General features: G+C 68.2%; 26 protein-coding genes. 12 read left to right on the top strand and 14 right to left on the bottom strand.

Annotation, left to right across the window (positions count from 1 at the left end):
* The first annotated feature begins 97 nt into the window (after positions 1–97).
* Positions 98–769, top strand: coding sequence for a GntR family transcriptional regulator (locus V5D55_RS06520; RefSeq protein ID WP_435748566.1), 672 nt, complete (start codon positions 98–100; stop codon positions 767–769).
* 64 nt (positions 770–833) lie between these two features.
* On the opposite strand, the gene V5D55_RS06515 is transcribed toward V5D55_RS06520, so the two are convergent.
* From V5D55_RS06515 to V5D55_RS06490, 6 genes are read right to left on the bottom strand one after another with little or no spacing between them, the layout of a single operon-like run.
* Entirely contained in the window at positions 834–1,787 is a 954-nt protein-coding gene (locus V5D55_RS06515) for an aldo/keto reductase (RefSeq protein WP_435748565.1), read from the bottom strand.
* A gap of 29 nt (positions 1,788–1,816) precedes the next feature.
* Positions 1,817–3,334, bottom strand: coding sequence for a sugar ABC transporter ATP-binding protein (locus V5D55_RS06510; protein WP_435748564.1), 1,518 nt, complete (start codon positions 3,332–3,334; stop codon positions 1,817–1,819).
* Positions 3,331–4,350 carry an ABC transporter permease gene (locus V5D55_RS06505; RefSeq protein ID WP_435748563.1) on the bottom strand — a complete coding sequence of 340 codons (1,020 nt, stop codon included), beginning with the start codon at positions 4,348–4,350 and terminating at the stop codon, positions 3,331–3,333. Before V5D55_RS06505 ends, V5D55_RS06510 begins: the two co-directional genes overlap by 4 nt.
* Complete coding sequence (locus tag V5D55_RS06500; protein ID WP_435748562.1) at positions 4,347–5,426, bottom strand: ABC transporter permease; 1,080 nt, start codon at positions 5,424–5,426, stop codon at positions 4,347–4,349. The genes V5D55_RS06505 and V5D55_RS06500 overlap by 4 nt, the downstream gene beginning before the upstream one ends.
* On the bottom strand, positions 5,426–6,517 hold the full coding sequence (locus V5D55_RS06495) for a mandelate racemase/muconate lactonizing enzyme family protein (protein WP_435748561.1): 1,092 nt from the start codon (positions 6,515–6,517) through the stop codon (positions 5,426–5,428). Before V5D55_RS06495 ends, V5D55_RS06500 begins: the two co-directional genes overlap by 1 nt.
* A 28-nt stretch (positions 6,518–6,545) precedes the next feature.
* The gene (locus V5D55_RS06490; protein WP_435748560.1) at positions 6,546–7,610 is read right to left on the bottom strand and encodes a sugar ABC transporter substrate-binding protein; all 1,065 of its coding nucleotides are present in this window, start codon (positions 7,608–7,610) and stop codon (positions 6,546–6,548) included.
* A gap of 99 nt (positions 7,611–7,709) precedes the next feature.
* Here V5D55_RS06490 and V5D55_RS06485 point away from each other — a divergent pair, with 99 nt between their 5' ends.
* Positions 7,710–8,378, top strand: a complete 669-nt coding sequence (locus V5D55_RS06485) for a GntR family transcriptional regulator (RefSeq protein WP_435748559.1) — start codon at positions 7,710–7,712, stop codon at positions 8,376–8,378.
* A 57-nt stretch (positions 8,379–8,435) separates the two neighbouring features.
* Positions 8,436–9,935 carry a hypothetical protein gene (locus V5D55_RS06480; RefSeq protein ID WP_435748558.1) on the top strand — a complete coding sequence of 500 codons (1,500 nt, stop codon included), beginning with the start codon at positions 8,436–8,438 and terminating at the stop codon, positions 9,933–9,935.
* A gap of 19 nt (positions 9,936–9,954) precedes the next feature.
* Here the strand turns inward: V5D55_RS06480 and V5D55_RS06475 are convergent, their stop codons facing one another.
* Complete coding sequence (locus V5D55_RS06475; RefSeq protein ID WP_435748557.1) at positions 9,955–11,019, bottom strand: LacI family DNA-binding transcriptional regulator; 1,065 nt, start codon at positions 11,017–11,019, stop codon at positions 9,955–9,957.
* Positions 11,020–11,079: 60 nt separating this feature from the next.
* Here V5D55_RS06475 and V5D55_RS06470 point away from each other — a divergent pair, with 60 nt between their 5' ends.
* Positions 11,080–12,315 (top strand): MFS transporter, encoded by a 1,236-nt coding sequence (locus tag V5D55_RS06470; RefSeq protein WP_435748556.1) that lies wholly within the window; start codon positions 11,080–11,082, stop codon positions 12,313–12,315.
* 3 nt (positions 12,316–12,318) lie between these two features.
* Here V5D55_RS06470 and V5D55_RS06465 read toward each other — a convergent pair whose 3' ends face one another.
* Both V5D55_RS06465 and V5D55_RS06460 read right to left on the bottom strand, forming a co-directional pair.
* Positions 12,319–12,969, bottom strand: a complete 651-nt coding sequence (locus tag V5D55_RS06465) for a response regulator (protein ID WP_435748554.1) — start codon at positions 12,967–12,969, stop codon at positions 12,319–12,321.
* Complete coding sequence (locus V5D55_RS06460) at positions 12,966–14,162, bottom strand: sensor histidine kinase (protein ID WP_435748553.1); 1,197 nt, start codon at positions 14,160–14,162, stop codon at positions 12,966–12,968. The genes V5D55_RS06465 and V5D55_RS06460 overlap by 4 nt, the downstream gene beginning before the upstream one ends.
* Before the next feature lie 115 nt (positions 14,163–14,277).
* Here V5D55_RS06460 and V5D55_RS06455 point away from each other — a divergent pair, with 115 nt between their 5' ends.
* Both V5D55_RS06455 and nucS read left to right on the top strand, forming a co-directional pair.
* Complete coding sequence (locus V5D55_RS06455) at positions 14,278–15,138, top strand: GAP family protein (RefSeq protein ID WP_435748552.1); 861 nt, start codon at positions 14,278–14,280, stop codon at positions 15,136–15,138.
* Between the two features lie 9 nt (positions 15,139–15,147).
* A complete protein-coding gene (nucS, locus tag V5D55_RS06450; protein ID WP_055871644.1) occupies positions 15,148–15,843 on the top strand; it encodes an endonuclease NucS in 696 nt (231 codons plus the stop codon).
* Between the two features lie 4 nt (positions 15,844–15,847).
* Here the strand turns inward: nucS and V5D55_RS06445 are convergent, their stop codons facing one another.
* The gene (locus V5D55_RS06445) at positions 15,848–16,084 is read right to left on the bottom strand and encodes a hypothetical protein (protein ID WP_435748551.1); all 237 of its coding nucleotides are present in this window, start codon (positions 16,082–16,084) and stop codon (positions 15,848–15,850) included.
* A gap of 143 nt (positions 16,085–16,227) precedes the next feature.
* On the opposite strand from V5D55_RS06445, the gene V5D55_RS06440 reads away from it, so the two are divergent.
* A complete protein-coding gene (locus tag V5D55_RS06440) occupies positions 16,228–16,893 on the top strand; it encodes an HAD hydrolase-like protein (RefSeq protein WP_435748550.1) in 666 nt (221 codons plus the stop codon).
* Between the two features lie 110 nt (positions 16,894–17,003).
* On the opposite strand, the gene V5D55_RS06435 is transcribed toward V5D55_RS06440, so the two are convergent.
* Complete coding sequence (locus V5D55_RS06435; protein ID WP_046014597.1) at positions 17,004–17,210, bottom strand: cold-shock protein; 207 nt, start codon at positions 17,208–17,210, stop codon at positions 17,004–17,006.
* Between the two features lie 589 nt (positions 17,211–17,799).
* Here V5D55_RS06435 and V5D55_RS06430 point away from each other — a divergent pair.
* The 3 genes from V5D55_RS06430 (at position 17,800) to V5D55_RS06420 (ending at position 21,546) form a co-directional block, all read left to right on the top strand.
* Positions 17,800–18,621: a shikimate 5-dehydrogenase gene (locus V5D55_RS06430; protein WP_435748548.1), complete on the top strand. Its 822-nt coding sequence runs from the start codon at positions 17,800–17,802 to the stop codon at positions 18,619–18,621.
* A 65-nt stretch (positions 18,622–18,686) separates the two neighbouring features.
* A complete protein-coding gene (locus V5D55_RS06425) occupies positions 18,687–20,525 on the top strand; it encodes a substrate-binding and vWA domain-containing protein (protein WP_435748546.1) in 1,839 nt (612 codons plus the stop codon).
* Position 20,526: 1 nt separating this feature from the next.
* A complete protein-coding gene (locus V5D55_RS06420) occupies positions 20,527–21,546 on the top strand; it encodes a hypothetical protein (RefSeq protein WP_435748545.1) in 1,020 nt (339 codons plus the stop codon).
* Positions 21,547–21,586: 40 nt separating this feature from the next.
* Here the strand turns inward: V5D55_RS06420 and V5D55_RS06415 are convergent, their stop codons facing one another.
* Both V5D55_RS06415 and V5D55_RS06410 read right to left on the bottom strand, forming a co-directional pair.
* Complete coding sequence (locus V5D55_RS06415; protein WP_435748544.1) at positions 21,587–21,883, bottom strand: hypothetical protein; 297 nt, start codon at positions 21,881–21,883, stop codon at positions 21,587–21,589.
* The gene (locus V5D55_RS06410) at positions 21,880–22,047 is read right to left on the bottom strand and encodes a hypothetical protein (protein ID WP_435748543.1); all 168 of its coding nucleotides are present in this window, start codon (positions 22,045–22,047) and stop codon (positions 21,880–21,882) included. Before V5D55_RS06410 ends, V5D55_RS06415 begins: the two co-directional genes overlap by 4 nt.
* 281 nt (positions 22,048–22,328) lie before the next feature.
* Between V5D55_RS06410 and V5D55_RS06405 the strand changes: the two genes are divergently transcribed.
* Positions 22,329–22,664 carry a hypothetical protein gene (locus V5D55_RS06405; RefSeq protein WP_435748542.1) on the top strand — a complete coding sequence of 112 codons (336 nt, stop codon included), beginning with the start codon at positions 22,329–22,331 and terminating at the stop codon, positions 22,662–22,664.
* A complete protein-coding gene (locus tag V5D55_RS06400) occupies positions 22,639–23,985 on the top strand; it encodes an MFS transporter (RefSeq protein WP_435748541.1) in 1,347 nt (448 codons plus the stop codon). Before V5D55_RS06405 ends, V5D55_RS06400 begins: the two co-directional genes overlap by 26 nt.
* A gap of 30 nt (positions 23,986–24,015) precedes the next feature.
* Here the strand turns inward: V5D55_RS06400 and V5D55_RS06395 are convergent, their stop codons facing one another.
* Positions 24,016–24,600, bottom strand: coding sequence for a GNAT family N-acetyltransferase (locus tag V5D55_RS06395; protein ID WP_435748540.1), 585 nt, complete (start codon positions 24,598–24,600; stop codon positions 24,016–24,018).
* Positions 24,601–24,610 lie beyond the last annotated feature (10 nt).

The following is a 24,610-nucleotide window of genomic DNA, read 5'->3' as shown; positions in this document are numbered from 1 at the left end:
ACCGTGGTGAAATCGTATCGTATTTGATTCTTGTTGTCACGCACCGCACGAAGACGGAAGCGAGCGCGCCTTCTCCGCGCGACACTAAACTGCGGGCATGACTGCTGACCGCGCGACGGGCCAGGCGGGCATGCTCCCCGATGCGGTCTACCAACGCCTGATCGAGCTCATCCTGAGCAACGAGCTGCCCCCGGACTCGAGGGTGAATCTGTACCAGGTGGCCCGTCAGCTCGACGTGTCGCCCACACCCGTGCGGGAGGCGCTCTCGCGGCTCGACGACGACGGCCTGGTCGTCAAGTCTCCACTCAAGGGCTACCGCACGACCCCGGTTCTCGACGTGAAGGAACTCGACGACCTGTTCGACCTGCGCCTGCTGCTCGAACCGGTCGCAGCGCAGAAGGCTGCCGAGAACGGCAGCAGCGAGGCGCTGGAGACGCTGGTCGAGGAGGCAGGGGCGTTCCCGCGCGCTCCCGCCGGGGACGACGCCGCCGACTACGCGTCCTTCTGCCGCCACGACGGGCAGCTGCACGCGCTGATCGCTCAGGCATCCGGAAACACCGCGATCGCTCGCTCGCTGGCGCGAACGCACTTCCACCTGCACGCGTTCCGACTCGGATATGAGGAGTCAGCCGGTCAGGCGACTCTCGACGAGCATGTCCGCATCGCGGCGGCGGTGGCACGCCGCGACGCCGACGGCGCCGCCGACGCGATGAGAGCGCACCTGCTCGCGTCCCGCGAACGGCTGCTGCCGTTGGCGCGCCGGCCCTGACTCCGGGCCACGATCTGATGCATCCGGGATGCTCCTCCCAGTCCGGTGATCACTCGTCCGGTGATCACTCATCCGGTGATCCCGGCGACAGCCTGATGTGACCAGCGTTCTCCAGGGCGCTCCACAGCTCCTCGGGGAGCGACGCGGCCATTCGCGACGCGGCCTCCACCACCTGCTGGGCTCCGCGCATCCCGACCACCACGGAGACGACCTGCGGCCAGAGCAGCGCGAACTGCAACGCGGCTGCGGGCAGGGACGCCCCGTGCTCGCGACAGATGCGCTCGATGTCGCGAGCACGGCGGAGGATCTCCGGCGAGGCCTCCGCATAGTCGTACGTCGCGCCGTCGGGCACGCTCTCACGGCTGAGCAGTCCGGAGTTGTACACCGCGGCGGCGACCACGGCGACACCGCGCCGGCGCGCGAGCTCCAGCATCCTGCCCGCGCTCTCCTGCTCGAGAAGCGTGAGGCGACCCGCGCACATGACGATGTCGACGTCGGTCCGCTCGATGAAGTCCGCGATCATCTCCGCCTGATTCATTCCGACGCCGTAGCCACCGATGACCCCTTCGCTCCGCAACCCCGACAGGGTCTGGGCGCCGGTCGTCGACGCGCTCTCCCAGTGCTCGTCCGGGTCATGCATGAAGACGACGTCGACGCGGTCCATGCCGAGACGTTCCAGACTCGCCTCGAGCGAGCGGAGCACACCGTCGCGGCTCAGGTCGTAGACGCGGCGCCGGTCGGCAGCCACGTCGAAGTTCGCGGCGTCCCGCTCGTGCGCGGTCTCCGGGCTCGGGACGAGCAGGCGCCCCACCTTCGTCGACACCGCGTACTCGTCGCGCGGATAGGCGGCAAGAGCGCGTCCGAGGCGGCGCTCGGAGAGTCCCAGCCCGTAGTGCGGGGCGGTATCGAAGTAGCGGATGCCGGCATCCCACGCCGCCCGGACCGTCTCGGCCGCCTCTTCGTCGGTGATCGCGCGCCAAAGATTGCCGATCTGCGCGCATCCCATGCCGAGGGTCATACTGTCTCCCCGCCGATCGAGTGCGACGGTCACCGGGCGACCACGGACCCGTGGATGTGCCCCATGACCTCCGCGCTCATCGACGGGTAGTCATGAGTGTTCTCGACGGCACCGCGGACGATGAAGCGATCCATGACGACGATGCGGTCGGCCAGCGTGACCATCTCGGCGAGGTCGCTCGAGATCAGCAGGATCGCCATCCCCTCGTCGGCCAGCCGCCACAGCAGTTCGTAGAACGCGCGCTTCGTGCGCACGTCGATGCCGACGGTCGGCTCGTCGACGATGAGCACGCGGGTGCGGGCGGCGAGCCACTTCGCGAGCGACACCTTCTGCTGGTTGCCTCCGGAGAGCTGACCGGCGAGCTGCTCCTGCGAGGAGATCTTGATGTCGAGAGCATCCACGTAGGTGCTCACGGCCTCGCGCTCCCGACGACCGGACACGAATCCGAGGACCTTGGAGAGGTCGGACCAGATCGTGACGGCGATGTTGCGCGTGATCGACTGCAGGAGGAAGACACCTTCCTCCTTGCGGTTCTCGGTGACGTAGCCGATGCGGAAGCGTCGGAGCGCATCGCGAACGGAGCGGATGCGCACGGGCGTGCCCTCCATGCGCACCTCGCCGCCGGTGATCCGATCGAGGCCGAGGATCGCGCGGGCGAGCTCGGTTCGTCCGGCACCCACGAGCCCGTACATGCCGAGCACCTCGCCCGGGTGGACGGCGAGCGAGATCTCCCGGTGCCCGGCACCCGTGCTCACCTCGACGAGTTCGAGTGCGGGAGTCACCGTCCGATCCACCGGACGCGCGTCGACTTCGAGGTTCGCGAGGGTGCGTCCGACCATCTTGGCGACGACATCATCGTGCGAGGTCTGGGCGATCGGCCGCGACGGCATCACCGTGCCGCCGTCGCGGAGCACTGTGATCGCATCGCAGTGCGCGAACACCTCATCGAGCTTGTGGCTGACCAGCACGATGGCGGTGCCCTCCGAGCTGAGCTGTCCGACGACGCGGTAGAGCCGCTCGGCCTCGTCGTTGCTGAGCGACGCGGTCGGTTCATCGAGCAGCAGCACCTTCGCGCTGCGGTAGAGCCCGCGGGCGATCTCGACGAGCTGGATCTGCGCGGCGGAGAGCTCCCGCATCGGCGTGCGGGGGTCGATATCCAGGTCGAGCATGTCGAGGCAGCGCTTGGCCTCGCGCCACACCTGCGCCCAGTCGACGAGACCGGCGCGGCGCGGCATCGACGAGAGCGCGATGTTCTCGCCGACCGTGAACTCCCGGACGACGTTGCGCTCCTGATGGACCACGCCGATGCCGGCGGACAGCGCCTCGAGCGGGTTGGCGAAGGACACGGGCTCGCCGCCGAGGAGGAGCTGCCCGGAGTCTGCGCCCTGGACGCCGGTGACGATCTTGATGAGCGTCGACTTCCCGGCGCCGTTCTCTCCCATGAGGGCGTGCACGGAACCCGCCTCGACGACGAGGTTCGCGTCCGCCAGAGCGGTCACGCCCGGGAAGGTCTTCCGTAGATTCCTGATCTCCAACGCGACGCTCATCGCTTCACCTCCGCGAGTGGTTGCTCCGCCAGCGCCGCCTCGGCGCGCAATGATCTGATCCGGCTGGCGTGCCGCGAGGCCTGCACCTCGCGCAGCTTGCCGAGTGCCACGGTGCCGAGCACGACTGCGCCGACCACGAAGTTGACGACCTCGGCGTCGAAGCGGAAGATCGGGCTCGCGGCATCCACGAGGCGGACCACCATCGCCGCGAGGACGGTGCCGAGCACGGCGACCGTTCCGCCTGCGAGTGCGACGCCACCGATGATCGGAGCGGCGAAGCTCGGCAGCAGCCAGTCGCCGCCGACGGTGGTGTTGACGCCGGGCAGGAACGAGATGCTCACCAGCGCGGCGACTCCGCACAGGAGGCCGGACAGGGTGTGCGCCACGACGACCGCGCGATCGGGGGAGATGCCGGCGAGCTGTGCCGCGGAGGCATTGCCGCCGCTCGCGAGCAGCGTGCGTCCCGAGACCGTCTGCGCGAAGTACAGCGCGACGATGACGGCGACGAGGAGGGTCAGCAAGAAGATCGTCGGGATGCCGAGGATGTCGGAGCGCCCGAAAGCGGCGAGTTCCGGCCAGGCGTCGCGACCGATCGTCCGGGTGCCGACGAGGGCGTACTGCAGCCCGATCAGGATCTGCGACATCGCGAGGGTGACGATGAAGCCGTTGATCCGGGTCCCCACGACGATCAGGCCGTTCGCCAGCCCGAGGAGCGCACCCGCGAGCACCGCGACGAGCGCACCGATCCACGGGGGCACGCCCCACGACGTGACGATGACACCGGTGAAGCAGGCCGCGACGCCGCCGATGGCTCCGACCGCGAGGTTGAGCTGACCGACGCAGAGGGTGATCATCTGCGCCAGCCCGATCAGGATGGGGACGCTGACGAAGCGGAAGAAGCTCGTCATCGACACCGGACCGAAGAACTGCCCGGAGGTGGCGAAGCCCAGGATCGCGGCCCCGATGATCACGATGCCGACCAGCAGCAGGTTGTTCGCACTGATGACGCGTTTCATCGGATGGCCTCTGCCTCGTCCAGTTCGACGGCCAGTGTGGCGACCGATTCGTTCTTCGTGGTCGGACGGCGTCGGGCGAACACCAGGCGCAGTCGATCGGTCGCGAGCGCCGCCAGCAGGATGCAGCCGAGGAGCACGTTCAATGTCTCGAGACCGACGCCGTAGAGCTCGAGGCCCTTGCGGATGACGGAAGTGAGCGTGATGCCGAGGGCCGTGCCGACGATCGAGACAACCCCGCCGGCGAGAAGGGTTCCGCCCAGGATCGGACCGAGGAACGACGACAGCATGAATTCGCCGCCGATCGCGGGCGTGAAGGAGCCGGTGCTGGCGGCGAGCAGGATGCCGGCGATCGCGGCCAGGAGGCCGGAGAGTGCGTGGACCAGGATCGAGCGACGCGCTGTCGGCACACCCGAGAGCTCCGCCGCGCGCAGGCTGCTTCCCGTCATCAGCACCTCGCGACCACCGCGAGTGCAGGTGTAGAAGTACCAGATCCCCGCCATGCAGACGAGAGCGGGAAGGATCATGAGAGGGGTCGCATCGGGTCCGCAATAGCCCAGCAGGCAGACGTCGGCGAAGGTGCCACGACCGATCGCCTGGAACTCCGCGGGGAGTGTGGTGAACGCCTGTCCGGTGCTCCATCGCTCGTACAGCGACGGGATCAGCCCGAGCAGCGTGAAGCTCATCGCGAGCGTCACGATGAACGAGTTCACGCCCGTCTTGGCGATGATCCATCCGGCGAGCCCTCCGAGCACTGTGCTCGCAAGCGCACCGATGGCGAGACCGGCAAGCAGCGGCATCCCGAGGTTCTCGAGGCAGGCCCCGGCGACCAGGGCGCCGATTCCGGCGAGCTGGCCCACGGCCAGATTCATGTGCCCGACGGAGAGCACGACCATCTGCGCGAGTCCGACGACGGTGAAGATCGCGATCGAGGTGAGCAGCGGAGCGATGACGAAGGGGCCGTTGAGGAACGCAGGTTTGAGCGCGGCGAAGGTGACGAAGAGCACCACGATGAGCACCAGCAGCAGCGCGCGCGGCGAGCGCACCTCGGCGCGGACAGCGTCACGGAGACGCGACATCAGAGCACGGTCCTGTCGTCCATCGCGTCACGGTCCCAGTCGATCCCGAGGCCGAGGGTCTCCGGCGCGAGCGCACGACCGTCGTGGATGGTCATGCCGGTCTTGGTGATGGCGCGCAGCTGCGGGATGTGCTCGACGTAGCGGCCGTTGGGGATCGCGGCCACCAGGCTCACGTGCAGCTCCATGAGGAAGTGCGGGCACACGTGCACGTTGAACGACTCCGCCAGGTGCGCCACCTTGAGCCAGGGGGTGATGCCGCCGATGCGGGCCACATCGACCTGGACGATGCCGGCGGCCCCCCTGTCGAGGTACTCACGGAACTGCGCGATCGAGTACATCGACTCGCCCACGGCGATCGGCGTCGAGGTCGCGGCCACGAGGCGGGCGTGACCCTCGATGTCATCGGCCGGCAGCGGCTCCTCGATCCAGCCGAGGTCGAGCCCGTCGAAGAGGCGGGCCCGACGGATCGCCTCGGCGCTGGTCATCGACTGGTTGGCGTCGACCATGATGTCGAAGTGCGACCCGACGGCCTCGCGAACGGCCGTGAGGCGTTCGCGGTCCTCCTGCCCGTTCGGCTTGCCGATCTTCACCTTGACGCCCTGGAGCCCGGCGCGCTGCGAGGCGAGTGCCCCGTCGATCAGTTCGTCGACATCGAGATGCAGCCACCCGCCCTCGGTGTCGTACAGCGGGATGTCGCGGCGGAAGCCGCCGGCGAGGCGCCACAGCGGGAGTGCGGCCCGGCGCGACGCGATGTCCCACAGCGCCGTGTCGACGGCGGCGAGCGCGAGGGAGGTGATCGCTCCGGTCGTGGTGGCGCGGGTGGAGGCGAAGAGGCGGTACCAGACGGCCTCGATGCGATCTGCCTCCTGGCCGACCAGGATCGGCAGCAGATGGTCGCGCAGCATCGACAGCACTGCGCGACCACCTGTTCCGATCGTGTAGGAGTAGCCGAGGCCGTGCAGGCCGTCGCTCGTGCCGAGTTCGACGAAGATCGTCTCCTGCGACACGAAGCTCTGCACGGCATCCGTGCGTTCGGTCTCGACGGCGACGTCGACGAGGAACGCCCGAGCGTCGGTGATGATACTGGCCATCGGTTGTCTCCGGGTGAGCGTCAGCGGGTCACTTGCAGGTGAGCAGGTCGTCTTCGAACTGCGTCTTCACCTTGTCGGCGAACGCCGCCTGCTCGTCGCCGTAGGTCTCCACGTTGTCCTTCGTGACGACGAACGACCCCGAGTCGACGACGACACCGGGCTCGGCCATCTCGCAGGCGCCGCTCGCGAGCTGTGCGAGCACCCAACTGCCGACGTAGGCCTGACCGGTCGGGTTCTGCGCGACCGTTCCGTAGATCGAGCCGTCGCGGATTCCGTCGAGGACGGTCGCGTCGTCGTCGATGGCGACGAGCTGGATGTCGAGTCCGGACTCCGCGATCGCTTCCGCGCTCGCCACGGCCGGGTTGTACGCGGTCGTCACGATCGCGTCGATCTCCGAGCCGCTCGCGGCGAGGAGGTCGGATGCCGCCTTCTGCGCGGTCGCGAGGTCGGTGTCGACGTCGGTGATGTTCTGGAGCAGCGTCACGGCGCCGTCGGTCTCCTCGACGGCGCGTTCGACACCGGCGATGCGTCGTTGGGTGTTGGAGTCGACGTTGTTCCCGGTCATGTGCACGATGACTCCCGAGCCGCCGATCGCCTCGATCGCGGCAACCGCTGCCTGGTACGCAGCCTCTTCGGTGTCCGTCGAGAGGCAGAATGCGGCGAGGTTCTCGTCACCGGAAGGGCAGGAGGCGATCGATCCGACGGCGATGCCCGCGTCGGCAAGCTTCTTGAAGGTGGAGTTGATGTCGGTCGGGGAGACGCCGAAGATGCCGAAGGCGTTGTAGCCGTTGGCGACGAGCGAGTTGATGACGTCGTTCTGCTTCGTCTGATCCCACTCCGCGGTCTCGTTGAAGGTGACTTCGCCCAGGCCGAAGTCCTTCGCGGCCTTCTCGCCCGCGTCGATCCATGGCTGGAAGTACGGGTGCGCGCCACCGGGGACCAGGGCGACACGGACATCGGCGAGATCGCCGCTGCCTTCTGCGCCCTCAGGGGTCGAGCCGTTCTGCTGCGGAGTGCATGCTCCGAGCGTGAGTGTGAGAGCGGCTGCCGCCGCGATGACGGCGCCGAGCCGCAGGTGCTGGGTGGTGCGCATCTTCGAGCCTCCAGGGAGAGATAAAATTTGAAAGATCGTATTTGATCTTTCAAAGGATAGGATGCTCTGCACATCAACACTTTGTCAAGGAGAGGTCGGATGTCTGCCCTGGATCAGCTGCCCGCCTTCTCCGTCGGCGCTCGGACGATGCTCGCCGACGAGGTCTACGGCGCCCTCCAGCAGTCCATCCTCGACGGCACGGTCCCGCCCGACGCTCGCATCAACGCGGGAGAGCTCGCCCGCCGTTTCGATGTCTCGCCGACACCGGTACGCGAAGCGCTTGCGCGGCTCGAATCGGACGGACTCGTCGAGAAGCTCCCGCTGCGCGGATACCGGACCACCGATCTGCTCGACAGTCGTCAGCTCGGAGAGCTCTTCGAACTCCGCCTGCTGCTCGAACCCGACACAGCGGGCAAGGCCGCCGCCCGGCGTACGGCCGCCGACGTCACCGGTCTCGAGAAGGAGATCCGGGCGGGGACCAGCGCGATCGCGGAAGAAGACGCCTACCGCCAGCTGTCGCAGCACGACGTCCGCCTGCACGACCTCGTGTTCCGTGCGGCGCACAACGAAACGGTCCGCCAGGCGTATGCGCGAACGCATTGCCACCTGCACACGTTCCGTCTCGCCTATACCGGATCGTATGTCGCCGACACCGTCGCCGAGCACTCGGCCGTCGTGGCTGCGATCGTGGCGGGCGAAGCGCAGCAGGCCTCCGTCGCGATGCGCACGCACATCGAACGCTCGCGAGACCGCCTTCTGCAGCGATAGATCGAGGAGACGGGCGGTCGCACGCGCCGGCGTCCGCGTCGTGGGAGAGTAGCGGTCATGCGGCGGGTGTGGGTGCGAGAATCGGCGGGGTGGCTGGGCGCCCTCTGCGTCGCCCTCATCGTGGCCGCTCAGGTCGCGGCATCCGCTCGTTCCGAGCTGCTGTACCGCGACGGCGACTCGCTCATCGTCGCGATGTTCGCGCGATCGACGCTCGCCGGCGGCCCGCAGGACTGGGCGATGTCGAGCGTGCTCTTCCTCCCCGAGTCCACGGTGTTCGCGGGACTCGATGCCGTGCTCCCTTTCGACGTCGACGGGTTGCTCGCAACGGCCGCGGTCGTGAACCTTCTCGCCCTGTACGGAGCGCTGCGGGTGGTCGCGGGTCGTCGGCGGGAAGGGCGTGCGCCGGTCGCCTGGTCGCTGCTGGCTCTCGTCGCGTTCGGTCTCCTCGCCGCGACCGACACCTCCGCATCACGTGACGCTCTCGAGCTCGCCTCGCTGCAGCTCACCACGACGTACTACTCGGCGACGGTGGTGGGCGTCGTGCTCTCCGTCGGGCTGGTCCGGCGCACGATCGACCGAGGTCGGGGTGGGGTCGGGCTGCTGACCGGCCTCGGCGCCGTCGCCGCGATCTCGACACTCTCCAACCCGCTCTTCGCCGTGTGGGCGACGGTCCCGCTCGCCCTCGTCCTGGCCGTCTCCGCCCTGAGAAGGCCCGATCGACGGCGGATGCTGGCCCTCCTCGCTGTTCTCGCCGTCGGCACTGCCTTCGGCTTCTTCGGTCGCATTCCGTTCGCGGCATGGATCGCCAACACCGGAGCCGGATATGCGCAGCCCCACCTGTGGATGGAGTCCGTCGCGTACTACGGCGGTCTGCTCGCCGACCGTCTGTCGACGCCGCTCGGCGTGGTCGGATGCCTGCTCTCGCTCGCGCTGGTCGCGTGGGCCGTGCACCGCACCGTTCGCGCGGAGGATGCCGGTTCGCGACTCGTCGCGACCATCGCATGGGTCATGCCCCTGCTGGTGGTGATCGGCGCGGTGGCGCTCGGCACGCACGCGGCGCGCTACCTGCAGCCCGCCGCCTTCGCACCGGTGCTCGCACTCGTCGCCCTACCCCGCGCCGCTCGGCTGCCGCGGCAGGTGTCGCGCCAGCTGGTCGCGGTCGCCGCGGTGCTCCTCCTGATCGGCGGGGCACTGAGCGTGCCGCGCCTGTCCGCCACCGCCCAGACCGCCGATCCGGACCTCGACTGCGTGACCGAGTGGGTCGATGCGTCGGGCCGCACGGGGGCAGGGCAGTTCTGGACGGTGCGGCTGCCCAAGCTCCACATCGAGAACCCCGCGCATCTCGTGCAGGTCGACCATCAGCTGAACGGCTACGCGTGGCTGGTCGACCGCCGCGACTTCGACCCCGGCGAAGTGTCGTTCCTCGTCGAAGACGCGCAGACGGTGCAGTGGCAGCTGCCGGTGCAGGCCATCCCCGACGAGGTCGTCGTCTGCGGCCGCTACCGCATCCTCGACTTCGGCGATGCGAGACTTCCGCTCGGTCCGCAGCACTCCTGAGTAGGCGGAGCTCGTGACCTCAGCGCCGCGCGGGCTCGGCCGTCGTGGTCCCGATCCGCAGCACGCACGTGAGGTGCTGGGTGATAGCGGGCTCGCCGCGCAGCATCCGGGCGACCTGCTCTCCTGCCGCTCGCCCCTTCTCGACCGCGGGCTGCACGCTGGTGGTGAGAGTCACATCGGCGAGGCCGTCGACGGCGATTCCGTCGAAACCCGCGACCGACAGGTCTTCCGGCACCCGCAGGCCCAGCTCTTCAGCGGCGCGGATCACTCCGACGGCGAGCAGGTCGCTCTGCGCGATGACCGCCGTCGGTCGCGCGGCAGCGTCTTCGAGCAGCATCCGTCCGACGATCACGCCCTCGTCGATGAGGCTGCCCGAGGCCGAGATCGCCGGGGCATCGGGGAACACCTCACGGAGCCCTGCGAGGCGATCGACCGTGACGTCGACGGTGGCCGTCGCGATCCGCTTCTCGGTCACGATGGCGCGCTCACGTTCGCTGTCGACCGGCAGCGTCACCAGGGCGACGTCCCGATGCCCGAGGTCGTACAGGTGCCTCGCCACGTCAGCCGATGCCGCGGCGTTGTCGAGGGTGATCCGTGGGATGTCCTCCCCCGCGTCACCTTCGATCACGACGACCGGGAGCCCGCGACCACGCACGACCTCCAGTGATGCGCGCGTGCGTCCCGAGCATCCGATGAGGACGAACGCGTCGACGGGGGCGTTCGCGAGTGCCGATCCGTCCTCCCCCGGTTCGTCGCGCATCAGCAGGATGCCGGCGCTGAGGTCGGCGAGGCCGTCGGTGAGGCCGTCCATCATGGCGGTCGTCACGGGGTCGAGGAACGCGGCGCGCAGGTGCCCTTCGAGGACTACGGCGACGATGCCGCTGCGCCCGCGGCGCAAGGATGCCGCTCGCGGGTCGGGCCCGGCATAGCCGAGCTCGGCGGCGGCGGCGAGCACGCGTTCCCGTGTCGCCGCGGCGACCTTGGCCTTACCGCTGAACACGACGGAGGCCGTGGATGTGGCCACCCCCGCTTCGCGTGCGACGTCGGCGATCGTGGCCCGGCGCGGCGTCTCCCTGCTGCTCATACTTCGAGGATAGCTCCCTTCTGTTCACAAGGGTCGAATCGATTCGATATGCTGGCCCGCATGGATACCGCCCTCACTCGTTCGCAGTTCGTGCGCTGGCGCGCCGCGATCTTCGCCGTCTTCTTCGCCAGCGGACTGTCGATCGCGACCTGGGCATCGCGCGTACCGGGGATCAAACAGGCGCTCGAGCTCGACAACGCTCAGGTCGGCCTGATCCTGCTCGGCATGGGCGTCGCATCGATCATCGGCATCTCGACGAGCCCCGCGGTGATGGCGCGCACCGGAGCACGGCGCGGCATGCTCCTGGCCATGCTCACGTTCGCCCTCGGCATCGCCCTCGTGGGGCTGGGCGCGAACGTCTTCGGGTCGGTGCCGATCGTCCTCGCTGGAATGGTCCTGTTCGGATTCGGCAACGGATGCGTCGACGTGATCATGAACGTCGAGGCCACCGCCATCGAACAGCAGATGGGCAAGACGATCCTGCCCGTGTTCCACGCCTTCTTCAGCTTCGGCACCGTGATCGGCGCGGGCATCGGCGCCCTCGCGGCCCACCTCTCGATCAACGTCGCCACGCACGCCTCGGTCGTGGGCGCCGTGATCGTCGTCCTGGCGGTCGTCTGCTTCTTCCAGGTCCCCGCGCGCGCAGCGACCCTCGACCCGGAAGCCCACCAGAAGCCCGCGTTCCGTCAGCGGATGCACACGGCGCTCGAAGCATGGCGCGAGCCGCGCACCTATCTGCTGGGCATGGTGATGCTCGGCATGTCCTTCGCGGAGGGTGGCGCAAACGACTGGATCGCGCTCGGCACGGAACAGGGTCACGGCTTCGCCGAGGGCACCGGCGCCGTGTCGCTGGCGGTGTTCTCCATCGGAATGACGCTGGTGCGTCTGTTCGGCGGTCCGCTCGTCGATCGGTTCGGCCGGGTGACGGTGCTGCGCATCCTCGCCGTGACGGCAGCATCCGGCATCCTGCTCTTCGTCCTCGCACCCAACCTGCCGCTCGTCCTCGTCGGTGCGGCGCTCTGGGGCATCGGCGCGTCGCTCGGGTTCCCGCTGGGTATGTCGGCCGCGGCCGACGACCCCGCGAAGGCCGCAGCACGCGTGAGCGCGGCGGCGACCATCGGCTACGTGGCCTTCCTCGGCGGCCCTCCGGTGCTCGGCATCATCAGCGAGCACATCGGCCTGCTGAACACCCTGTTCATCCTGGTCGGGCTGGTCGTGGCGTCCGGGCTGTTCTCGGGAGCAGCGCGACCGCTCCGCGAAGACGAGAAGACGGTGGCGGGCCCGACGGACGACTGAGCGTCACACGCCTCGACGCCTGACCAGCGCGGCCGCGTGCGAGCGGCTGCGGGCGCCCAGCTTGGTGAGCACGTTCGAGACATGCGTCTTCACCGTCGGCACCGAGATGTGCAGCCGCTGCGCGAGCTGGGCATTCGACCACCCCTGCAGGATGCCGTCGAGCACCTCCTGTTCGCGGGCGGTCAGGTCGGGTTGCCGGGGGAGTTCGGTGGGGTCGGATGCCGGCTCCGGCGAGCTCTGCGCGACGGCGGCGAGCGCCCGCCGCGTCACGCGCGGGTCCAGGGCGCCCTCTCCGGCCGCCACCGAACGCACGGCAGCGGCGAGCGCGGGCGCATCGACCGTCTTCAGAAGGAACCCGGCGGCCCCCGCCCTGATCGCCCCGAAGACGAGCTCGTCTTCGTCGAAGCTCGTCAGCACCAGCACGTCGCTCACGCCGCGCTCGACGATCTCCCGCGTCGCAGAGATTCCGTCTCGACCCGGCATCCGAAGATCCATCAGCACCACATCCGGGCGCAGAGCCGTCGCATTCTGCACGGCTGCGTCGCCGTCGGCGGCTTCGCCGACCACAACGGCGCCGTGCGCTTCGAGCATGATCCGCAGGCCGGTCCTGATCGCCGCGTGATCGTCGGCCACCAGCACGGTCGGCGCGCTCATGCTCGCACTCCCGTCGGGATGCGCGCCTCGACCGCCCAGCCGTCCGAGTCGGGTCCTGCGGTGAACGCGCCGCCCAGCGCGACCACCCGCTCGCGCAGCATCTGCAGTCCCCACCCCTGGTCACCGCGCGCGACCGACGGAGCCGCTTCGCCGCCGCGCGACCGTACGACGACTCGCAGGTCCTCCTCCTTCATCGCGATCACCACGTCGACGTCCGCTCCGCTGGCATGCCGGGTGCAGTTGGTCAGGGCCTCTCGCACGACGCGGACGACAGCCTGCTCGGCCGCGCCGCCGAGCTCGTCGAGATCGTCGGAGGAGAAGCGGATGCTGAGACCCGCGCGCCGCGCATCACCGAGGATCCTCTCGAGGTCAGACCAGCGCGGCGTTGGCGAGAGCCTGCCGTCGCCGCGACGGAGCACCGTGATCATCGACCGCAGCGCGCCGTGCGCGTCGAGGCCCGCGTCTCGCACGGCCTGCAGCGCATCTCGATCCTTGGCCTGATCCGGTGCGGTCGACAGGGCGGCCTCGGCGCGGATCGCCATCGCCATCACGTGCCCGGCGACGACGTCATGGAGTTCACGCGCCATGGTCTCGCGCTCCTTCCGCACCGCTTCGGCCTGGTCACGCTCGGCGACGGCGGCGGCCTCATCGGCCCGCTGCCGGTGGAGCTCGGTGAGCTCGTTCGCCTGCGAGACCGCGACCGCCCACCAGTAGTCCGTGCCGAAGATCGCCCCGAACTGGACCGCGATGAGGAACGCCACCGCGAAGTCCACCCTCGCGAAGGCCAGAGCCGCGACGAAGAGGGCGAGCGTCGCGCCGCCCAGCAGGATGAGCAGCACCCGGCGTCCGCGAGGTCCGGCAACGAAGGCCGCGGTCCACAGCACATCCAGAAGCACGACGAGGGTGCCGATGCCGCCGACCGTCAGCAGGTCGATGACGAACAGGATCGTCACCACAGTGAGCACGGTGACGGGGGCACGGCGCTTGATCAGCGCCAGCGCACAGGCGGGCAGCGCGAGAGTCAGCGCCCACCACGGCGAGACGCCGTCGGGGATGACCGAGAAGGACGCCCAGATGCTGCGGAACCCGAGAGCCGCCATCACGATGGCGAGCAGCGCCATCGCGATCGGATCCACCACCCAGCGATGCCGTCGGTACCAGGCGCTGAGTCCCGCGTCACCCTGCTCCTGCATGACCTCATGCAATCACGGCGTGCGTCACGCCGCATCCGTCGAAGGGATGAGCGGGCTCGGAGGAACCGTACTTTCGCCCGATCCGCCCCGATTCCGTGTCGGCGAACGTGGAGGCATGGAACTCTTCGGTGGACTGCCGCTCCCTCTCTCCCTCGCCCTGTTGGCGTTGATCGACGGGTTGAGCGTCGGCACGCTCCTCATCCCGGTCTTCCTGCTCCTCAACCCCGGGCGCGTGCGAGCCGGACGGATCCTCCTCTATCTCGCGACGATCGCCGCCTTCTACCTCGTCGTCGGGCTGCTGTTCCTCTGGGGTCTGGTGAACCTCGTCGACGTGGCATCCGACTTCCTCGCCTCGCCTGCGGGCCTCATCATCCGCCTCGTCGTCGGCGCCGCGCTGCTGATCACCGCCTTCGCGATGCCGACCGGCGAGAAGAAGAAGGCGCCGGTACCCCTCGCGTCGACGTCGAGCACCGGCGCGCACGCGGGGTCATCCGAGGCAGCAGCGTCATCTCTTGAAGCCGCCCCCGGCGTCACAGCCGATGCCCCCGACACCGCACAGCCCGGTCGGATCACCCGCTGGCGCACCAGACTGCTCGATCCGCGAACGCGGGGCACGGCGGTCGTGGCGGTCGCGATCGCCGCCGGACTCGTGGAGGTCGCCACGATGCTCCCCTACATCGTCGCGATGACGATGCTCGCGGATGCCGGCGTGGGCACACCGCTGCGTGTCCTCTCGCTCGTCGGCTACTGCGCGCTGATGATCGCTCCGGCTGTCGTGCTGCTGGTGCTCCGCCTCGTCGCCGCCGACCTGGTGCAGCGGCCGCTGGAGCGCTTCGCGGCGTGGATGGAGCGCACGGGTGCCGAGAACACCGCCTGGATCATCGGGATCATCGGGTTCCTGATCGCGCGTTCGGCCGCCACCGAACTCGGCCTTTTCGATCTGCTTCTGCGGTTCGGAGACCGCGCCGGCGGCTAGGCTCGACGGGTGCGTCTCGTCATTGCTCGTTGCTCGGTCGACTACACCGGTCGGCTCAACGCCCACCTCCCCCTCGCTACGCGTCTGCTCGTGCACAAGGGCGACGGGAGTCTGCTCGTGCATTCCGACGGCGGCAGCTACAAGCCGCTGAACTGGATGAGCCCGCCGTGCTCGCTCTCGAGCGAGGAACCCGGCGAGGAGGAGGCGAGCGCGGGCGTCGTCGAGGTCTGGCGCGTCACGCACAAGAAGACCGGCGATGCGCTGCGCGTGCAGATCTACGAGATCATCCACGACACCTCGCACGAACTCGGCATCGACCCCGGCCTGCAGAAGGACGGCGTCGAGGCCGACCTGCAGCGGCTGCTCGCCGAGCAGGTGGAGCGCATCTCGGAGGGCGCGACGCTCGTGCGTCGCGAGTACCCGACCGCGATCGGTCCGGTCGACCTGCTGGTGCGGGATGCCGATGGCGCCGCGATCGCTGTCGAGATCAAGCGCCGCGGAGACATCGACGGCGTCGAGCAGTTGACCCGGTACCTCGAGCTTCTCGGTCGCGATCCGCACCTCTCCCCGGTGCAGGGCGTGTTCGCCGCGCAGGAGATCAAGCCGCAGGCGCGCGTGCTCGCCGAGGACCGCGGCATCCGCTGCCTCGTGCTCGACTACGACGACATGAAGGGCATCGAGTCGGGGATCCCGCGGCTGTTCTAGAGAGTCAGCGCGCTGTCACGAGTCGTGGCGGCGGGCCTTCCAGACGGGCGACGGCAATCTTCACCTCGGTCAGCTCGTGCTCGACGCCTGTGACCCGGTCCTCCAGCCGATCGAATCGGGCGTCCATCTTGTCGAACCGCGCGTCCACCCGACGGATGAACCATCCGCCGAGGCTCGCGAGTGCGACGACGACCGACACCGCAGAGGCGATCGTCGTCACGGCTTCCATCGACACGAACATGCCCCCATTCTGACCCGAGAATCTCCCGCTGTCACGACCCTAGAGCGGGAAGTGTGAGCCTCGCACGAACGGTGGAGAACGGCATCCGCTGCACAACTGTGCAGGAAAACTGGCGTCCGCCCAGCGCACCATAGGCTGGAAGCATGGCCTCCTCTCCTTACTCCTGCGTGCTGTGGGACGTCGACGGCACCATCGTCGACGCGTCCGTCGGCATCCTGCGTCGACTGAACGTCGCCCTCACCCACTTCGGCCGCCCGGCGCCGACGCGCGAGGAGCTGATCCACTGGATCGGACCTCCGATGTTCCAGTCCTTCCAAGACCAGGCCGGCATGACTCCTGCCGAGTCGACCGAGGCTGTCGCGTTCTACCGCACGCTCGGCAAGGCGGACGGCTACACCACCGACGTCGCCACGTACCCCGGCGTGACCGAGATCATCCGCGACCTGCATGCCGCGGGAGTACCGCAGGCCACAGCCAGCTCCAAGCCGGAGAACCAGGTCGATGCGCTGATCGACCACTTCGGGCTGCGCCCGTCCTTCGCGACCACGGTCGGTGCGACTCCCGACGAGTCGACGCTGGCCTCCAAGACCGACATCGTCGCCGAGGCACTGCGTCGGCTGCGCGAACTCGGCGCCGACACCTCACGACCCGTCCTGATCGGCGACCGGCACCATGACGTCGAGGGCGGCAATGCCAACGGGGTCCCGGTGATCTTCGTCGACTGGGGTTTCAGCGAGCCGCACGAAGGCGACGAGGCCGCGTTCCGCGCCGCATCCGTCGACGAACTGCGCTCCCTGCTCCTCGCCTGACGCCGCCGCCGAGGCCGTCCAGAGCCCGAGCGACCCGCGAAAAGCACAGAACTCCCCGCCGGAGGTCGCACGAGGCGACTCCCGCCGGGGAGTTCCGAAGTCGTCCGCTGTTAGAGCGGACGGATGTTCTCTGCCTGCAGGCCCTTGGGGCCCTGCGCGACATCGAACTCGACTCGCTGGTTCTCATCGAGAGACCGGTAGCCGGATGATTCGATGGCGGAGTAGTGCGCGAAAACGTCGGCGCCGCCGTCGTCGGGGGAGATGAAGCCGAAGCCCTTCTCCGAGTTGAACCACTTGACCGTGCCCTGAGTGCTCATGTACTGCCTGTTCTGCTGATGAAGAAGCCGACGCAGGGGTGCCCCGACAGCGCTAACGCTAACGGAGCAGGCGCTGAGCGGAATAGCTCGTGCGAGAAGGTAATCGAAATGTTGCACGAGCGGCATCCGCCCGACACGTGACAGGTCGACCACAGCGCCGACATCGGGCCTTGATCGCGGCCCGGAAAATGGTGTGGCCCTCACCGCGGGGGGAGCGATGAGGGCCGAAGACGACCGGAGGGTGCGTCAGAGACAGCCTAACCCCTTTTCGGGGCTCTTGTCCCCCTTTTGGGGGACAAAGACGAAAATCCGGGCGAAGTCGATAGCGGCCCCCTCGAGTAGTCCATTGGGGACTGAACTACTCGAGAGGGCCCAATCGCATGCACGGATCGCCTTGCCTCTGGGGAAGGCAGCCCGTCCTCTGGGGAAGGACGGAGACGATCGATCCCCTTGTGCATGCACTTTCACCATAGGGGAGGATGCGCGATCTTCGCCACGGACGTCCGGGGGTTCCGAAAAGAGCCGGACGGCACGTCTGCCGCGGTCCCTCGCCCCGGATTCGCGCACCTGCAGGCAGTAGCCTGAGGCGGTGACGATGCTCGATAAAGACATGACCCTGTGCATCTCGCTGTCGGCGAGGCCCAGTAACAACGGGACGCGGTTCCACAACTTCCTCTACGAGGCGCTCGAGCTCAACTGGATCTACAAGGCTTTCGCGCCCACCGATCTCGCCCTGGCGATCGCCGGCGTGCGCGGACTCGGCATCCGGGGGTGCGCGATCTCGATGCCCTTCAAAGAAGACGTCATCGCGCTGGTCGACCGGATGGATCCCTCCGCCACGGCCATCGACTCCGTCAACACGATCGTGAACGACGACGGCGTGCTCACCGCCTACAACACCGACTACTCCGCGATCGCACAGCTGATCGAACGCCACGGTCTCGACGCGGAATCGTCCGTACTCCTGCGCGGATCAGGCGGCATGGCCAAGGCGACCGCAGCCGCGTTCCGCGATGCGGGGTTCTCTGACGTGACGATCGTCGCCCGCAACGAGGCGAACGGCACAGCGCTGGCCGGACTCTACGGATTCGACTGGATGCCGGATGCCGGTGACGCCACCGCCGACATCCTCGTCAACGTCACCCCGATCGGCATGGCCGGCGGCCCCGAGGAGCACGCGGTGTCGTTCTCGCCGGAGGCGATCGCCGCGGCATCCGTCGTGTTCGACGTCGTGGCCCTGCCGGCCGAGACGCCTCTCGTGACCGCGGGTCGCACGGCCGGGAAGACCGTGATCACGGGTGCCGAGGTGGCGACGCTGCAGGCCCTCGAGCAGTTCGTGCTGTACACCGGCCTCCGCCCGTCAGCCGATCAGGTGCGTGCTGCCGAGGAGTTCATGCGCTCTGCACCGTGAGAGCCGACGGGCGACGATGCGGAAAGTGCGTGATCGGGAGCCCGATACCTGGGTAGCCTAGGCGCATGAGCGAGCCTCGCAACGCACGACGGTCCATCGCCCGGCGGACGACCACCGCCCTCGCCACCGCTGCGATCGCAGCGCTGGTGCTCGCCGCCTGCACGGGCGGAGGCGAGGACGGCTCGTCCGAGGAGAGCCAGGGCTTCCCGGACGACGGCTGCACGCACATCACCATCGCGACCTCGTCGGAGAAGGTCAACATGCTCGATGAGCTCGCGACCGCATTCAAGGACTCCCCGGAGCACGACGGGCTCGACACCTGTGCGACCGTGCGACCGACCAACGTCTCCTCCGGCAACGCCGCGCGCTACCTGACAGCCGGCGACGACTGGCCGAGCGACGACCGGTCGCTGTGGCCGACACTGTGGTCTCCGGCATCCACCGTCTGGACCGACCGGGTCGCCGCAGCCGCCTCGCCGAGCCTGGTCGGCGCCCCCGCGTCGTTCACTCGCACGCCGGTCGTGTTCGGCATGCCCGAGCCGATGGCGAAGGCGCTCGGCTGGCCGGCGAAGCCCATCAGCATCACCGACCTCGAGGGCCTCTGCCAGAACCCCGACGGGTGGGGCAGCGTGGGCAAGGACATCTGGGGCGCCTTCAAGATCTCGAAGACCAACCCGAACACCTCGACGACCGGGCTCTCGACGATCCTGATGCAGTCGTATGAGGCCTCCGGGAAGGCGGAGGGCCTCACCTCGGAAGACGTCGATGCTTCCGCGGACTTCTCCCGCGTGTTCGAGGAGTGCGTGATCCACTACGGCGACACCACCGGCAACGTGCTCTCGACCCTGTACGACGAGACGCAGAACGGTGCCAACGGCTCGGCCTACGTGTCGGCGGTCGCGCTGGAGGAGACCTCCCTGCTCAACTACAACAAGGGCAACCCCGACTCGCACACCGTGCAGCCGGGCGAGACGCTCACCCCGCCGAAGACCAAGCTCGTCGCGGTGTACCCGGCCGGCGGCTCGATGTGGTCGGACAACCCGGTCACGGTCCTCGGGGCCGACTGGGTGACGGCCGAGCAGCGTGCGGCCGGTGAGGCGTTCGCGGAGTTCCTGCAGACGAAGCCGGCGCAGCAGGTGCTCCCCGAATACGGGTTCCGTCCGCTCGACGAGTCCGTCGCCCTCGGCGACCTCTTCACGGCGAAGTTCGGCGTCGACCCCGCGCAGCCGGCCGTCACGCTGCCGAAGCCCGAGGTCGACGTCATCTCCACCGCGATCGACCAGTGGACCCAGGTGCGCAAGCCCTCCTCCGTCCTGGAGCTCATCGACATCTCCGGATCGATGGACGACCCGATCGGCGACGGCCGCTCGCGTCTCGATGGCGCGATCGAGGGTGCGCAGACCACGCTCGGCCACTTCCGGTCCTCCGATGAGGTCGGGGTGTGGGCGTTCACGACGGGCATCGAGTCAGAAGAGGGCGAAGGCATCCAGGTGGTGCGTGACGTCACGGCGCTCGGAGCCGACGGCGAGAACCTCGACTCCTCGCTCGACGACCTGCGTTACGCGCAGCGCAACGGCACACCGCTGTACGACGCGGTGCTCACCGCTTACGAGGCCATGAAGGAGCGTGCGGAGCCCGGACGCATCAACGCGATCGTCGTGCTGTCCGATGGAGAGGACACCGATTCGGCGACCTCGCTCGACTCGCTCATCGCCAAGATCGGCAAGAGCACGAAGGAGGGCGGCGACGACGCCCCGGTGCGCATCTTCACGATCGCCTACGGCGAGGGCGCGGACCCCACGGCCCTGCAGCGGATCGCCGACGTCACCGGCGGCCAGATGTTCGACGCCTCGGATGCCGAACGCATCGACCTCGTGTTCGCCTCCGTGATCAACAACTTCTGAGGTGGGAATGATCATCGCGTCGTCCTCGGACAGTCCGTGGGTCGACCCTGCCGTGGCCGGACTCGGCTCCGAGAACGTCTACGTCGACCCGAGCACCTCGGGGGCGGCGTCGCTCAAGGCCGAGCTTCTCCAGAACGTCCCCGATGACGGGTCTATCGCGGTCGTGGTGCTGCCGGAGGTGGTCAAGAACAATCAGGCGTACGCCGGACAGGCGCTCGCCGAGATCGAGAAGGCGACGAATCAGAAGACCATCGTGCTCGCGATCGGCGAGGATGTGCAGGTCTTCTCGTCGGCGATCGACCCGACAGAGGCGCAGCGCATCGGCAACGAGAACGAGACCGCGGCGAACGGCAACACGCAGACCGCGCTGATCGAGACCGTGAAGCAGATCGCCGCAGAGACTCCGTCGTCACCCGGCGGTGGCACCGGGGGCGGAGGTGCCGATCTCCTCCTTCCGATCGTGCTCGGCGGCGTGGTGCTCGTGGCAGCGGCCGGCACGGCGATCGGCCTGATCGCACGACGGCGGCGACGGCAGCAACCTGCGGTGAGCGCAGATCCGGTGCCGGCCGGCATCCGTCTTCGTGTGGATCGACTGCGCGAGCTGCGCGTCGACTACGCGACGCTCGCGGGCAACCCGGTCGCGGCGGAGACGGCGTCCGGCATCGACGCGCTCGCCTCGCACGTCGAGCAGCTGTTCGTCCGATTGGATGCCAAGGCCGGTGAAGATCAGGGCGCGATGGCCGAGGCAGAGTACTCCGACAAGCTCGCGCGGCTCGTGGCGGCACTCGAACGCGACTACCTGCTCGACCTGCTCACTCGACCCGACCTGTGGGATGCGCCGGATGAGCGCATCGGCGAGGTCCGTGAGGCGCTCTCGGCCGTCACGACGCAGATCGTCGACAACATCAAACAGGTCAATGCCCGCAAGGGGCTGATGTTCCAGGTGTCACTGGATTCGTTGATCGGCCGCTCGGAGCTGCGCGACTGGGAGCGGCAGTTCAAGGACAGCGCCGGGGAGTAGCCGGGTTTCAGCCGGCGCCCGCTTCGGCCAGGCAGGCGAGTCAGTCGGTTCCGTCGTCGGAGCGGTTGCCGACGCCCGGTTCATCGTTGTGTTCGGAGCTGTAGGACCGGGCTTCCTTCTCGGCCGCCTCCTCCGTCGCGCCGTCGACGCTCACCGCGGCAGCCGCACCCGAGTCGGCGCCGCCACCGCCGGCCGGGGTGTCTCCGACGTAGAGGAGTTCACCCGAATCCTCGCCTTCACGCGCTTCGAGGTGCTCGGAGATGCGCGCCTGCGCGTCGGACTCGGCGGCCGAGCCGACGTTCGCGGACCCGGAATCGCGTTCCGCTCCGCCGCTCATTCGGCTGTCCTCAGGTCGCTCGGGGCGTCGCCGCTGTGGGCGCTGCCCTCGTCTTCCGGCGCCAGGTCGCCCTGGCCGTCTTCACCGAGCTCGGCGTCGAGCGGTTCGTCGCCCTGCGTCTCGGGCTGCGCGGTGCTGTTCGCGAGTGGTTCAGGATTCGACATCGTGTGCTCCTCTGGTCGGGAGTACAGGATCGATCGGATTCTGCGCGGTGGCACGTCCGTTGACAGAAGGGTTCGTGCGGGGTACCGCCCAGCGTTTTTGCGGCGTCAGTACCCCGGAGCCAACCAGTCTGTCAGCGCCCATTCCGGAATATCGATATGCCGGGCTCGAACCGCTGGCCCGGTCGCGTAGGAGCGTCTTAGATTCGTAACGTACCCATTTGGGGTCATAAATGCCCCATGAAGAGACGTGTCATCGTCGACCCCCGGGAGGAGGTGAAGACATGGCGTTCACCGTCAACCGCGTACCAACCGACATCAAGGTCAGTTGGGCTGTCGACTTTCTGCCGCAGTATCGCGCACTCATGTCACCTGAGCGTTCAGGCTCTACCGCGGCGATCGCTCCCCACATACAACGGCTCGCCTCCTACGGCGTGGACGAAATCGTGCGATTGACGACTCGCTATGCGGCACCGTTCGCCGTTGGCAGACAGATAGAGATCGACTATCTGACCGGCCAGCTCGGGACCGTGATGACCTGGGACAGGCACGAGGGGTGCCCTACGTGCGGGACGGCCGACCCCCGATTCGCGCATGTCTTTGACGTCGCACCACTCTGAGCTCCGTGATGGCGCACCGCATCGGCAAGGGGGACGAATTCAGATGACTGCAGGCCACAGCGCAACAGGTGAGGTAGGCGGAGACCGCCCACCCTCCTTGTGGAAGGTGCGGGACTACAAGGTATGGTTCACCGGCGACACGTTCTCTCAGGTCGGGCTATTCGTAGGGGTGTTCGCTTTCACGCTCCTGGCGTTCCACGTCACGGGAGATACCGCTGTCGCAGGTCTCATCGGCAGCGTGAGTGCCCTTGCACAGTCGTTGTCGATCCTCCCGGGTGGCCTACTGCTCGATCGCATCGACCGCCGCGCGTTGATGATCGGATCCGGAGTGGTCGCATTCGTCATCTACGGCGCGCTGGCCTTCACGGCTTGGGTCGGCCTGCTCGACGCGGTGCTCCTTCTCGTCTTCGCCGTGGTGGGGGGCGTCACCGGCGGACTGTTCGCGAACATCACGGATGTCGTGCTTCCCCGCATCGTCGGCAATCAGCTTCTCCCGGACGCTTCTGCCGCGAATCAGGCGCGCGACGCCGCGATACAGCTGGGGGCGTCTCCCTTCTCCGGCTTCCTCTTCGGAGTACATCCATCCCTCCCTCTCATGGTGACTGCTGTCGCTCGACTCGGAGAGGCGGGCGCGGGCATCGCTCTGCGCACGGACCTGCGCCCGCGGACGGAAGAGGCCGCCTCGGCAGATGAGGCCGACGTCACCGCTGGCTTCCGATGGCTCCGCCGGTGGGCGGCACCCCGTGTGCTGATCCTTCTCGTGTTGGGTGTCAACTTCGCGTTGGCGAGCTGTGGCACCGCGATCGTCCTGAGCCAGCAGCAGCTTTCCACCGAACCGTGGAAGATCGGCGCTATTCAGACGTTCCAAGGAGTGGGGATCCTTCTCGGCGCGGTTGCTCTGATGAGAGTGTCGAAATCCATGACGGGCGGGGCGATCATCCGGGTATCGATTTGCGTGGTCGGCATGGCATTCTTCGGTGCGATCTTCACCCAGGACGTCTGGATGATCGCACTCCTCGCGCTCGCCGCCTCTCTTCCGCTCATCCCGTTGAACGCCATGCAGGGTTCGTATCTCGCGCTCCTGATTCCCGACGCGCTGCGCGGGAGAGTACTGTCCATCCAGACCTTCCTCGCTTCGATCGCCGCAGCTGTCGCTCCGGCCATCGCCGGTCTGCTGTTGAAGTACGGCGGTTACGTCGCTGCGCTCGCGATCCCCGTCGGACTGCTCGGAGTCGTCATCGTCGTGGCGCTGTTCTCGCGATCCGTCTCCGGCATCCCACGGAAGAGCGATCTCGAGAACATCACTCCCCTGCCACTGTGACAGATCGCCAGGCGTTCGTTCCCGTGCGGGCTACTTCGTCGCCGACGGCCGCGGATCCGTGCTGAGGACCGACATCACAATCGCATCGACCCACTCGCCGTCCCAGAGCAGCGCGTCGCGCATCCGGCCCTCGACCACGAACCCGGCCTTCTCGTAGGAGCGCTGCGCACGGGGGTTGAAGGCGTACACCTCGAGCGACACCCGGTGCAGGCCGAGCGCAGTGAAGGCGTGGTCGAGGACGAGCCGGGTCGCCTCCGTCCCGAGACCCTGGCCGAGGTACTCGGAGAGCAGGGCGATGCGGAAGTTCATTGCGGCGTTGTCGTCATCGAGGTCGTTCAGCACGACCTCGCCGATGTAGTCGCCCGTCTGCGTGTCGGTCACCGCCCAGTCCGCCCGGTCCGACGCTGTCCGCACGCGCTCGAGGTGCGCGAGCACGGTCTCGCGGTCGAACTCGGCCCGCGTGGCCGTGAGCCTCGCCGACTCGGCATCGTGCAACCCGCCCCACATGGGCTCGAGGTGCTCCGGCCCCAGCGGTACGAGGGTCACGCGGGAGCTGGTGAGCGTCTCGAGGCGACCGAGAGCGCTCGCTCGTGCCTGCACCGCAGCATCCGTCATGGTCGTCTTC

The sequence above is a fragment of the Microbacterium sp. PMB16 genome (genome assembly GCF_051294855.1).
Classification (GTDB): domain Bacteria; phylum Actinomycetota; class Actinomycetes; order Actinomycetales; family Microbacteriaceae; genus Microbacterium.
The sequence above is the reverse complement of the archived record's forward strand: the minus strand, read 5'-3'. Positions and strand labels throughout refer to the sequence as shown.